This window comes from Zhenhengia yiwuensis (genome assembly GCF_014384995.1).
In the GTDB taxonomy this organism is placed as follows: Bacteria; Bacillota; Clostridia; order Lachnospirales; family Cellulosilyticaceae; genus Zhenhengia; species Zhenhengia yiwuensis.
In genome coordinates this window covers 1-12882 of the sequence record NZ_JACRSY010000033.1, presented here as the reverse complement: position 1 = coordinate 12882, position 12882 = coordinate 1, and the positions used below count along the sequence as shown (strand labels likewise).

Here is a 12882-nt window from a genome sequence, read left to right as displayed (position 1 = left end):
TCTATTTTTTTATTCTATTCATACTGTCTCCTAAAATAAAACTTTTCCTGTGATCATTTATTTTCTAAGCTTGCCCACTGATACCTTGCAAACCATCTTTGTACCTTAGCTGTATAATGTACTAAATCATTTTGGAAAATACCTTTATCCAGCCTACTTTCATCAAACAACTCACTTTGAGATACATCAATCATTTTCATATAGTCATCTTCTTGAATTAATTCATTAAACAACCTAGTTATACTTTCCACACCTTCGGGATTATTGTACACATCACTAAGTGGACGATAGAGGTAAATAGGAAAACTTTGCCCTATTGCCTTACGAAAGCCATCAAATAATATCTTATAATTTTGTCTTGCTTCTTCAACCGCTATTCCTCCTGTATCCACTTCAGTCTCCCATTGATTCCAATGGAATCCTATTACACGTGGGGTGTATCCCTGATTTTTTATACTTCGCATAGCCAACGGTAAAATCTTCATGGCCAGTGGATAAAGTGAGATATCTACCTGCCCCAGAACACCGTTCCTCATAATATGTGGCCTATTAGGATACCACATATTATTATCCCCTTTTTCATACTTAGCAATGCCTTGACCTCCAATAGACATTTGAATAATATACAAATCCGGCAACTCCATCCCTTCATCTATACAAGCTTGCCAACTTCTTGCAAACTCTGTGGCTAAACAACAGGTATGGTCTTGTACTTCCCCTAAATTCATCCCGTAAGATGTAAATCCACTCCATACTACTTGTGAAAGACCATAAGCTTGATTCTTCTCACGGTCTAATCCCCATACATTTCTAAGCGGTTCCATAATCATTTCATGAGTAGCAAGCCTTGTTCCATGCCCATGTGCATTAGATTGTCCGCATACAATAAGAACAGGGACATCCTTTTTCATTTCCCATTTCATCGTCTTATTCTCCTTTTATTCAAAACAGCCTCTATCTAAAAATCCTACACTAACTAGTATTGTCAAGATATTGCAGGACCTTTATTACTTATTATTTACTTTACTTTTTAATTTCTTTAGGAATTCGTCTTTGAGTGCATTCTTATCTTCAAGCTCTTTAATTTTATAATTAAGATATTCAATATGCTCTATGGTTAGCTTAGCCCCATTCTTATTAACAACATCCTCACTCTCTAAAAGTTCCGTAAGCCACTGCATAGTAGAATTTTTTCTCATTTCATTATACGTATTATCTTGTTTGAAATACATAGTTACTATCTCCTTATTCGATCAACTTATAAATATACTTACCTCTATAATCTGCTCAAACTTTTTCTAGGCATTTTCATTAGGTTCCATCACTTTTTATGTTTATACTTCTTTTGATAAAATCTCTTACTTTAGAAATTATTATAGGATAGATTCCAGCAAACTAAAGATACAATATTGCACAAAACTAACACCATATTGCCTCTTTACTTATTGACGCCTATCTTTAGTTTACCTGTATTATATAAAAACATAAAAATAGCCATTCCACAAATGATTACATAACCTAAACCGCTATAAAAATCAGGGATCTGACCAAATAAGAAGAAACCTAATATTGCTGAGAAAATAATCTGCGAATAATCATAGATTGAAATTTCTTTAGCAGGTGCATAACAATAAGCTGCTGTAATAGCAAATTGCCCACCTGCCGCTGCAAGCCCTGCTAATAGTAGATAAATAACCTGAGTTAACGACATGGCATGATATTGAAAAATGAGGAAAGGTAAAGTGGCTACACACGAAAAGCTTGAAAAGAAGAATACAATAAACGGTCCCTTTTCTCCTTTTTGTCCTAAGATTCTTACGAATGTATAAGCTGCACCTGCTGCCATACCTCCTGCAAATCCAGCTAAAGCAGGTATAAGCTCTACATTATGAAAGCTAGGTTTAATAATAAACAAGCTACCTACAAATGCCCCTGCTACAGAAATAGCCTGCACCCAATCAATCTTCTCCTTTAATAAGAGATAACTAAATAAGATTGCAAAAAATGGTGACATCTTATTGAGCATAGATGCATCTGCTAAAACCAGCTTGTCTATAGCATAAAAATTACATAGAATACCTAATGTCCCAAATATAGAGCGTAAAATTAATGGTTTTAAATTCTCTTTTTTATAAGAAAATCCTATCTTACTTCTCTTTAAAACAATAGCTGCAAAAATAAGTGCCACTAAATTACGGAAGAAACTCTTTTGAATGGAAGGTAAATCACCTGCCAATCTTACAAAAGCATTCATAAAAGCAAAACTAAATGCGGATAACACAATGTATAATATTCCTTTATATTTCTGATTCATTTTTATACCTCCAATAATATAGTATTATACCATATATCTTTAATTATTTTGATTATCAAATATTTATTTTCATGAAGTTCCATGCTATAATAAGTCCCACCAAATGACTACAAGGAGTATCCTAATGAAAAAAATCAAAATAGCTTTAATTGGAGTTTTAATTTTTATTTTATTTAGTGGTGTAACAATCATAGGCTTTGGTGCCAATTACTTATACAATTTAGCCTTAAATCCTACTACACCAAAGGATTTAATATTTAGTTCAGATGATGAAGCGCCTAAAGATTCCGTAAAGCAAAATGAAACAAGCGGTGCTGTAACTATAGATGATAAAACATGGTTACTTGAACATAGTGGTTATCAAGATTTATACATAACCTCCCAAGATGGCTTGAATCTTCACAATTATGTTATTAACAGACCTGATTCAAATAAATGGATTATTGCAGTACACGGCTATACATCAGAAGGTCTATCCATGGCTTCCTATGCCAGAACTTTCTATGAGATGGGCTACAATGTTATTATTCCAGATTTAAGAGCCCACGGAAAAAGCCAAGGTGACTATATTGGTATGGGCTGGGATGAACGCCTTGATATAATCGATTTAATTCATTATATTATAGAAAACGATCATAATAGCCAAATTGCTCTCTTTGGTGTTTCTATGGGTGCTGCAACAGTTATGAATGTTTCAGGCGAAGAGCTTCCAAGTAATGTTAAAGCCATTATCGAAGACTGTGGTTATACTTCTGTTTGGGACCAATTCTCTTATCAACTTAATGAATTATTTGGACTTCCAGCCTTTCCAATGATGCATAGTGCCAGCCTAGTTACTAGACTTCGTGCTGGTTATTGGTTAGGTGAAGCCTCTGTTATCGATCAAGTTAAAAAGTCTAAAACACCAACTCTATTTATCCATGGTGATGAAGATGATTTTGTTCCATACTCTATGCTTGAAGAACTCTATGAAGCTTCAACTGCCCCAAAAGAAAAGTTAGTTATCAAGGGTGCTGGCCATGCTAAGTCAAGAGAAGTTAATCCAGACTTGTACTGGTCCACTATTACTCAATTTTTGAATAAGTACATGAATGACTGAACAAAAATGCACCTCAGTATTTAACTGGAGTGCATTTTATTGATTAATAAAATTACAGTAATTAAAATAAATAAATTCCCTACGAAAGAAGGATTGTACATGAGTAATAAGTTTAGCAAGCAATATACCATTAATATTTATGATATAGATTCAAATTATAAATGTAAATATTCATCTCTTATGAATTATTTATGGGATGTGGTCGTCTCACAAAGTGATGCTTTAGGTGAAACGCATAATGGTTTTGTCAATAATTGTGTTTGGGTCTTACTTAAATATGATTTAAATATTTTAGAATACCCAAAGTTTCGTGATACAATTACCGTTGAAACCGATATTGTAGGCATTAAGAAACTCTATGGCTATAGAAGCTTTACAATAAGAAATTCAAAAGGTCATGTCATTGTTTCTGGCCTTTCTACCGCCATACTTATTGATTTTGATAAAAGACGCCCTGTAAAAATGTCACCTGAACAAATTAAAATCTATGGCATAGAAAAAGAATTAGAAGAAGCCTTTCCGCTAGATGATTTTATAAAACTTGAAAATCCTACGTATTCGAAGAATTATACCATAAGATACAGTGATATTGATGCAAATAAACACGTAAATAATGTCAAATATATTGAAATGGCAGTAGATACTTTACCTAGAGATCTTTTAAATAACTATGAAATTTCAACTCTGAAAATTCTATTTAAACAGGAGGCGATGGATGGAAGTTCCTTACATCTTTTCAGTGATGTTATGAATCACGATGCAAGTGACCTTATTACTCTTCATACTATATTTGATAAAAACCATGATAAACCTATTACGAAATTAGAATTCAAATGGAAGAAGTCGCTACCATAAAGTAATGCATAAAAATAAACAGCCCATTAGGCTCTTTATTACTGCTATTAATTTTGTTTACGAACTAAAGTATACTCATCACCTATTTTATAATAGGGACAATGGTTGCTTTGATGATAGTTCATTTTTGCCAAATCATCCTCATCCATGATAAAGTCAATACTACACACATATTGTTGACTTCCTTCATCATATTCTAAATGCATACAACTCTCACACATTTTATTCTTCCTTTGCCTCTACTTTCTTATTTAGTATAACTTTATTCCTTTTGATTTTCTATGGCTAAACTTACCTCATTTATTAAAGCTTCTTCCTTATTTTCTTGCTTTTCTTTAAGTAAATCCCTAATTTCTCTTAATAATAATTCTTCAGCAGATACTTTAGGTTCTTCCTTAATCTCTTCTTTTATTTCCTCTTCCTTTTGTTGCTTCATTTTATTAGCCATTCTTGTGATGAACTTAATTGTAATAAAGATTGAAAAAGCTATAATTAAAAAATCAAATACATTTTGCAAAAATGAACCATAGTTTATTATAATAGGTTCTAAGCCCTCTCTTGGTGGATCCACAACCCATTTCCAGTTAGTAAAACTTACTCTTCCAGTTAATAAACTAAATACTGGCATAATCATGTCATTAACTAATGATGTTACAATTTTTCCAAATGCACCCCCAATGACAACCCCTATTACCATATCCACTACATTTCCTTTCATTGCAAATGCTTTGAATTCCTTTAATATATTCATTCTATCACCTTTCTTTTATATTCTCTTTATTACTTATAACATACTTTCATCTTTAATCAAATATCTTTAATTGAAGTATCAATATTCATTTAATATTGAACCCGATTTTCTTTACCAATGTTGAATAATAAAAAACTTCAAATTATAATAGTCAATATCTATCGACCATTATAGGAGCTCCATATGCATAAAACAGACTTTGAAAAACAACGTATATTATTCCAAGAAAAATTTATCAAATGCCAACCTGCACTTTCAGCTATAGGGGATGAAACTAGACAGCTTATTATTAAAACTTTAATTGAGCACTGTGGCGAAGGTGGCATTCGTGTTGGTGAAATACAAAAGAGTACAAATATCTCTCGTACAACAGTTTCACATCATCTAAAAATTTTAATGAATGCTGGCATTATTAATGTCCATCAATGTGGCACAATGAACTTTTACTTTCTTGACCCCAAAAGTAGTAGCTTAAAACTCGTCGCTGAATTTTGGAAAGAAGCAGAGCAAATAGCTCAACTATGCCCTATAACAAAAAAGGAGGCAACTTAAGCATGAATCTTTATCAAATTTATTTCAGCCCTACAGGCGGCACAAAAAAAGTTGCAGATATTATGAGTAAAACATGGAATTGTCCTAAGATAGAAATCGATTTATCTAACCCAGATATAGATTTTTCCCAGTTTACCTTCTCTACTGATGATCTTTGTATTGTATCTGTTCCTTGCTTTGGTGGACGTGTTCCAGCTGTATCTTTATCTCGCATTAATGAGATGACAGGCGGAAATGCACAGACCATTATAGTAGTAACTTATGGTAATCGTGCCTATGAAGATACCTTAATTGAACTTAAAAATACTTTAAAAGCCAGAAGCTTCCACTGTATTGCTGCAATTGCTGCTGTTACAGAACACTCTATTATGCATCAATTTGGTGAAGGACGACCAAATGCTGATGATGAGAGCGAACTCATTAGATTTACAGATAGAATTAGAAAAAAGCTTGAGCAAAACTGTAATTTAAAAGAAATTCAAATCCCTGGTAATACTTCATATAGAGTCTATAAAGGACTTCCTTTAAAACCGAAAGCAAATAAAAAATGTAGCAAATGTGGATTATGTGCTACAAACTGTCCTACTCAAGCTATTTCTAAAGCTAATCCCTCATCCATCAATAAATCTAAATGTATTTCCTGTATGCGCTGTACTTCTCTTTGCCCACAGCACGCTCGTAATCTTAATAAATTAGCCTTATTGATTGCATCAAAGAAGATGCAAAAAGTATGTGCTACTCCTAAGTCAAATGAACTTTTCCTTTAGATAGCTAGGTGTAGTGGTTGATACGCTCTCCTCTTCTAATCTACTATCATAGTCTTATCAATACATATTTTTTGTAGCAATAAAAAAGAGAGCCTAAGCTCTCTTTTTATTTATATTCTTATATAAGTATTAAATTCTACTCTATTTATTTTATTCTTGGTGTTTTTTACTTATTTTATTTAATACAATAAGCGTACCTAGTAATAATACAATTGAGCTACCAAGTGTAATCCATACATTTGCTGTGACGCCCGCAATAAGATAACCTATGAAACAACATCCTGCTACCACTAAAGTATATGGAATCTGTGAAGATACGTGGTCAATGTGATTACATCCTGCTCCAGTAGATGAAAGAATAGTTGTATCTGAAATCGGTGAACAGTGATCTCCAAATACTGCTCCAGCAAGTGTTGCTGCAAGTGTTGCTGTGATAAGTTCTGGTGCTACTGCTGCACAAATCATTGTTACAATTGGAATAAGGATTCCAAATGTTCCCCAAGATGTTCCCATTGCGAAAGCAAGTCCACCTGCTACAAGGAATACAATAGCTGGTATAATTGCTGGTGGCATATTAGATGCTGCTACTAAACCACCTACAAATTCTCCTGTATTTAAAAGTTCTCTACATACACCACTTATTGTCCATGCTAGTGTTAGAATAATGAAGGCACCTACCATTGATTTTACACCAATCCCTATACCATCCATAAATTCTTTAAATGTAATAACTTTACGTGGTACAAAAAGAAGGAATGCTACAATAAGTGCGCCGAATCCTGCAAGTGCAAGAGCACTACCTGCATCTGTATTCCCAAAGCCTTCTGCTATGGTCATACCACCTTCAAAGTATCCACCTACATAAAGCATAGAAAATACTGCAAAGATAATAAGAGCAAGAATAGGAATAATTAAATCATATACTTTCCCTTTAGAAGAAATTTTCACTCTAGAAAGCTCATCTTCTTCGCCTTCTGAAGCTGCCATCCCTTTATGCTCCTTACCTTCTCTGGCTGCTTTTTCAAATTTGGCCATTGGGCCAAACTCAATATTTGTTACACAAAGTACAATAACCATGATTAAAGTTAAAATAGCATAAAGGTTGTATGGGATAGTTGCCATGAAAGTTTCCATCCCATTAAGAGGTACCCCATTTACATCTAATCCACTCATTTGTGAAACAACTGAAGCTGCCCATGATGAAATCGGTGCTATAATACAAATTGGTGCTGCTGTAGCATCAATAATATAAGCAAGTTTAGCTCTTGAAATTTGATGTTTATCTGCTACCGGTCTCATAACTGTACCAATTGTTAAACAGTTAAAATAGTCATCTATAAAGATCAGGCCACCTAATAATGCTGTACCAAATTGTGCGCCTCTTTTTGATTTAATTTTATTTCCTGCCCAATCTCCATAAGCTTTGGAACCACCTGCCATTGTAATAACAGCAACAAGTGCCCCTAAGAATCCTAAGAATAAAATGATTGATGCATTAGCCCCTAATTTCTCAGCCATTAATGTAAAAGTTACATCTACAGCCTTAACTATGCCACCACCAGTATTAAAAGCATAAATAAGTGTTCCTGATAAAATTCCTACGATTAATGAGGAAATAACCTCTTTTGTCATTAATGCTAACGCGATCGCTATAATTGGTGGTAGAATCGATAATACCCCAATATCAATTGCCTCCATATTTATCTCCCTTCAATTTCTTGTAATGTATTTAATTCAAATAAAAAAGTCTTGAGCAAATCACTCAAGACTTTTTTATCTCCGATTAGTAAGTACCCAAATACTGGTTATTACTCTCATTTAACAAATAGACTTTCGTGATAGCTCCCCACAAATTAAATTTGTGACAGTGTTATGTATCTTCTACATAACCCCAACGTCATAGTATTAAAGCATTAACTATACGCTTCGGCGACTTCTCCTTTTTGTTTGCTTCAACGTGCTTAACTCCACAAACATACTCTTAGATATCGCAACCTCTATCTACTTTTTATTTAATTGTTATTTCTTTTCATACTATATACTATAAAGTTAATCTTGTAAAGTATAATTTTTACATAAACTCGTATAATATGACATTTTTTTGCTAATACTATCTTCTATTTAAGCTTATTTACCTTTATTTTTTATGTATGTTTCAATACTTTCAGCAACCACCTTTGAATGTGCTACTGCTTCTACAACAGTTCTTGCCCCAAGAACAACATCACCTGATGCAAATACACCTTCCCTTGTTGTGTGCCCTGTTTCATCTGCTTTTAATAAACCTATTGTATTTGTCTCTAACCCTCTAGTATTCATAACAATATTATTTTTAGGAGACTGACTTACAGCTACTATGATTGAATCACATTCATATAACTTTTCTGTTCCTTCAAGATAAGTTAATGTTTCCACTCCATTTTCATCAATTTCACTCTTTGTATCTATATAAATAATGCCTTCATCTATTAATTCAACCGGCTGCTTAAGATACTCAAATTGTACACCATCTTTAATGGCTCCATCTCTTTCAGCCTTTGTACAAGTCATTGTTTCAGGTACACTTCTATAAATGATATGAACTTCATCTGCACCATTTCTCTTTGCTGTTCTTGCTGCATCCATAGCAACATCTCCTGCACCTATTACACAAACTTTACGCCCAAGATCATAGACATGAGGTGCTTTTAAATAGTCAATTGCATAATGAACATGCCCTAGTGTCTCTCCTTTAATATCTAGCGTTCTAGGATTCCATACACCTGTCCCTATGAAAATAGCTTCATAGCCATCATTAAAAAGTTTCTCTAAGGTTACAACAGGCCCTATTACAATATTTGGACGTATCTTAACACCTAATTCTTTAAGCTTTTTCTCATATTTATCTATCAAACTATTTGATAACCTATATTCAGGAATGCCGTATCTAAGTACGCCACCTATTTTTTCATGTGCCTCAAATATTGTAACTTTATACCCTTTAAGCGCTAATATAAAGGCTATTGTAATACCTGCTGGCCCTCCACCTATAATTGCAACTCTTTCCTTTTCTTCCTTCGGAACTTCAAATTGAACATGGTCTAAGTAATAATTTGAAACATACTCTTCTATACTGCAAAATTCTACAGGATCATCTTTAATCCCTCTTATACAGTTTCCTACACATTGACTCTCATGTGGACATACAATTGCACAGACAACAGACAGTGGATTATTCTCAAATAATATTTTCCCTGCTTCTATAAGCTTTTGCTCTTTAAATAATTGAATAACTTCTGGAACTGAAGTTGAAATTGGGCAATGGCTCTTACATTTAGGCTTTTTACATAAATAACATCTTTCTGATTCTAATAATAACTTTTCCATCTCTGACTTTTACCTTCTTTTTATTCAAATCTACTTTTCACTTACATAACTATTATTTTTACTAATAAATAATAGTTATCCTATAATTACCATTTTATTATACCATGGGTTATTTATTTTTCAAACTTTGTCTTACAATAAGACAAAAAAATATCCTAGAACCTAATTATTAATGATTAGGTTCTAGGATATTTCACTTTTATAGTATTATTCACTTACTTTAATTTCTGTCCATATACCATCATACATTTTCTTCACATCAAGTGAGAATGGTACATATAATTCACTTAAATCCATCATTTCCTTTGTCATATAAGCATTAGGATTATTTCTCACATGTTCTGGTTGCTCAAGTCTTGCTTCTTTATTCGGTGTAGTGTATCCAATTTCATCAGCTATTCTTAATGCACTTTCTTTATCACTAACGAAATTAATAAACTTCTCAGCTCCCTCAACATTTTTGGCATTAGCAGGGATACATAAGCTATCAATCCAGAAGTTTACTCCTTCTTTTGGTATCGTATACACCAGGTTTGGATATTCATCTTGAAGATTGAGTCCTTCTCCAGACCAAATCATATTGAGTGCAGTCTCTCCTGTAGCTATCATGGATGTTCCATTGTCAACGCCATAGATAGGATCTACTAATTTTCTTTGTTCTAATAATAATTGTTTAGCTTCTTCAAGCTCTTCAGGATTCTCTGAGTTCAGTGAATAACCTAGCTTCTTTAAAGCTGCTCCAATGGTATCTCTATAGGTATCAAACATGAAAACCTTATTTTTGTACTTCTCATCCCATAAAATATCCCAACTGTCTACTTCTTCTGTTACCACATTCTTATCATAAATAATACCTATTGTCCCAAACATATAGGGCACTGAATATTTATTACCTGGATCTATCTCTAAGTTTAAATACTCTTCATCCATCTGAGCTATATTAGGTATATTCTCCTTGTTAAGCTCCTGAAGAAGCCCTCCATCAATCATTTTTGGCATTAAGGCATCTGAAACTAAAATGACATCGTATTGAGCATTACTCTCCGCAATTTTTAGATACATTGTATCCATATCATCAAAAGTACTCATTTTTACCTTTATGCCATATTCCTCTTCAAATTGTTTTAAGGTTTCTTTATCTATATTTTCCCCGTAATTAAAGAAGGTAATGGATTCTGAACTCTGGCCACTACATCCTACCAAGGATATACCTGCTACGAGCACAGAACCTGCTAAACTTAGTAATTTCATTAATTTACTCATATTGATTATTTATCCTTTCATTATGTTTCCTATATTAAAGTAGGTCTTTCTTATAGTACTTTATAGTCTAACTTGATTATTATAATATATCTTGCTTAATACGAAAAGGATAATTTTTATCACTTAGTTGTTTTTCTCTTTATTTTCCAGTATGATAGTTCTTTTCATACAAAAAATCCTAGAGCATCTCTCGATTTATGCCCTAGGACTCAATTGTACTTTTCAGATTTTAGTAAGGTGAATAAGGATATGAAGGGGCATAGTATGGATATGGCGGAGCATAATATGGATATGGTAATAATGTTAATGCTAACAAATTAGCAAGTAAATAATTTCTGCGGTTAAATCTTCTATATCTTGTAGGATTCCCATATTGCCTCTGGGCACTATATTCATTCCCACTTCCTCCAACCATTACGTCCTCACCAACAAGAACATTAACCTTATCTGGCTCTACACTTTCAATAATACCGTCAACTTCACTTCCATCTTTCATTTTTAATATAACATGATAAGACATCATTTGTTTACATTGATTATATAGACTCTGTACATTTGTACTATTATTTACTTCTAATCTCAATTTTTACCAGCTCCTTTCTATACTATAATATTAATTTATAAAAAAAATGTTCTATTTCAAAACAAAAACCTTTAATTATCCTATTACAACTTAGCGACTAAATCACATGATTCATTACTTGATCTTTGCATCAGCATTGCCATATCCTTAGGAAGGGGTGCTGTTATCCTCTTATACTCTCCAGTAATTGGATGGTAAAAAGCACATGATACGGCATGTAATGCCTGTCTTGTTAACATATGATTACTTTCATTGTATAAAAAATCTCCAAGAAGAGGGTGCCCAATAGAAGCCATATGAACACGTATCTGATGGGTACGTCCCGTCTCTAATTGTAATGCAACAACTGATACTGCCTTTCCTTCTACTTGAAGCTCTTCAAGCTTACAATAGTGCGTTACTGCATGCTTGCCTTCTTTTTCATCTATTTTCCGTTTAATAATCGTTCCTTCCTCTCGCCCAATAGGTAGATCAATCGTTCCTTCTTCTTTTGTAATCCCCTCTACAAAAGCTACGTAGGTCCTGCTTAATCCTCGCTCTTTCATTCTCTTTGATAAGATACTTGCACTTATCAAGTTCTTTGTAAGAATCGTTACCCCTGTTGTATCTCGGTCTAATCGATTAATGCATCGAAATATATAAGGTTTATTCTGTTGCTGATAATAGTGTACAACACCATTGGCCAAGGTATTATTATAATTATTAACAGAGGGATGAATAGGCGTATCATAGGGTTTATTTACTACCAAGATATCTTCATCTTCATATAAAATATCTAACTGCAATTCCTTTGGAACAATATTTTCAGAAGATCTCTGCTCTGTTAAACATATCTCTAAGATATCTCCTGTGTTTAAGATTTCATTTACACCTGCCCAAGTACCATTTTTCTGAATCCCTGTTTTTGTTTTCTTTAATTCTATAATAACTGCTCTTGAATATTCCTTCTCCTTTAAAAACATACTAATACATTTACCATTATGTTGCTCTTCTATCTTATATTGTATCCTTCTTGTCATCTGTTTTCCCTACTCTTTTCATTCTAGTTGAAGTATAATCATTTAATGCTTTTATTATAGCATAAGCTTGAAATAACCTACCTCAAATACCTCACTCGTTAGCCCTAACGTAATTCTTTGCCTAGTCATTAAACAGCGTTCTTTATTCTTCTACATCCAAACTCACGTTTAAAAGGTAAGCGATTAATTAGAAGGTGTCCAAAAATAAAAATCGTACAATTAGAGTTGGAGCATTTCACTCTAGTTGTACGATTTATTATTTGCAGTTATTTTGAATCTCTGGTGCCCAAGGCATTAGTTCCTCTAGTTCTTC

Annotated in this window: 14 protein-coding genes and 1 riboswitch; of the genes, 4 read left to right on the top strand and 10 right to left on the bottom strand. The window is 33.2% G+C overall.

The features are described 5' to 3' along the window. Window positions 1-53: 53 nt before the first annotated feature. The 3 genes from H8718_RS15810 to H8718_RS15800 form a co-directional block, all read right to left on the bottom strand. A complete protein-coding gene (locus tag H8718_RS15810) occupies window positions 54-923 on the bottom strand; it encodes a hypothetical protein (RefSeq protein WP_249333662.1) in 870 nt (289 codons plus the stop codon). Between the two features lie 84 nt (window positions 924-1007). Next, on the bottom strand, window positions 1008-1232 hold the full coding sequence (locus H8718_RS15805; RefSeq protein ID WP_249333660.1) for a hypothetical protein: 225 nt from the start codon (window positions 1230-1232) through the stop codon (window positions 1008-1010). 206 nt (window positions 1233-1438) lie between these two features. After that, a complete protein-coding gene (locus tag H8718_RS15800; RefSeq protein ID WP_249333658.1) occupies window positions 1439-2314 on the bottom strand; it encodes a DMT family transporter in 876 nt (291 codons plus the stop codon). Between the two features lie 124 nt (window positions 2315-2438). Between H8718_RS15800 and H8718_RS15795 the strand changes: the two genes are divergently transcribed. Then, on the top strand, window positions 2439-3413 hold the full coding sequence (locus H8718_RS15795) for an alpha/beta hydrolase (protein ID WP_249333656.1): 975 nt from the start codon (window positions 2439-2441) through the stop codon (window positions 3411-3413). Between the two features lie 99 nt (window positions 3414-3512). Next, on the top strand, window positions 3513-4268 hold the full coding sequence (locus tag H8718_RS15790) for an acyl-[acyl-carrier-protein] thioesterase (RefSeq protein WP_249333654.1): 756 nt from the start codon (window positions 3513-3515) through the stop codon (window positions 4266-4268). 47 nt (window positions 4269-4315) lie between these two features. Here the strand turns inward: H8718_RS15790 and H8718_RS15785 are convergent, their stop codons facing one another. Both H8718_RS15785 and mscL read right to left on the bottom strand, forming a co-directional pair. Continuing rightward, the gene (locus tag H8718_RS15785) at window positions 4316-4489 is read right to left on the bottom strand and encodes a DUF6472 family protein (protein WP_249333652.1); all 174 of its coding nucleotides are present in this window, start codon (window positions 4487-4489) and stop codon (window positions 4316-4318) included. Window positions 4490-4530: 41 nt separating this feature from the next. Continuing rightward, window positions 4531-5019, bottom strand: a complete 489-nt coding sequence (gene mscL, locus H8718_RS15780) for a large-conductance mechanosensitive channel protein MscL (RefSeq protein ID WP_283246250.1) — start codon at window positions 5017-5019, stop codon at window positions 4531-4533. A 183-nt stretch (window positions 5020-5202) separates the two neighbouring features. Between mscL and H8718_RS15775 the strand changes: the two genes are divergently transcribed. Beyond that, window positions 5203-5571, top strand: a complete 369-nt coding sequence (locus tag H8718_RS15775) for an ArsR/SmtB family transcription factor (protein ID WP_249333650.1) — start codon at window positions 5203-5205, stop codon at window positions 5569-5571. A 2-nt stretch (window positions 5572-5573) separates the two neighbouring features. Then, complete coding sequence (locus H8718_RS15770; RefSeq protein ID WP_249333649.1) at window positions 5574-6338, top strand: 4Fe-4S binding protein; 765 nt, start codon at window positions 5574-5576, stop codon at window positions 6336-6338. A gap of 150 nt (window positions 6339-6488) precedes the next feature. On the opposite strand, the gene H8718_RS15765 is transcribed toward H8718_RS15770, so the two are convergent. The 5 genes from H8718_RS15765 to H8718_RS15745 form a co-directional block, all read right to left on the bottom strand. Further along, a complete protein-coding gene (locus H8718_RS15765) occupies window positions 6489-8036 on the bottom strand; it encodes a Na+/H+ antiporter NhaC family protein (protein ID WP_249333648.1) in 1548 nt (515 codons plus the stop codon). A 133-nt stretch (window positions 8037-8169) separates the two neighbouring features. Beyond that, a riboswitch (Lysine riboswitch) is annotated at window positions 8170-8346 on the bottom strand. 119 nt (window positions 8347-8465) lie between these two features. Then, complete coding sequence (locus H8718_RS15760) at window positions 8466-9704, bottom strand: NAD(P)-dependent oxidoreductase (RefSeq protein WP_249333647.1); 1239 nt, start codon at window positions 9702-9704, stop codon at window positions 8466-8468. 207 nt (window positions 9705-9911) lie between these two features. Beyond that, window positions 9912-10967: an ABC transporter substrate-binding protein gene (locus H8718_RS15755; protein WP_249333646.1), complete on the bottom strand. Its 1056-nt coding sequence runs from the start codon at window positions 10965-10967 to the stop codon at window positions 9912-9914. A 229-nt stretch (window positions 10968-11196) separates the two neighbouring features. After that, complete coding sequence (locus H8718_RS15750) at window positions 11197-11550, bottom strand: hypothetical protein (RefSeq protein WP_249333645.1); 354 nt, start codon at window positions 11548-11550, stop codon at window positions 11197-11199. Between the two features lie 83 nt (window positions 11551-11633). Beyond that, window positions 11634-12569, bottom strand: coding sequence for an RluA family pseudouridine synthase (locus tag H8718_RS15745; RefSeq protein WP_249333644.1), 936 nt, complete (start codon window positions 12567-12569; stop codon window positions 11634-11636). Window positions 12570-12882: the final 313 nt, after the last annotated feature.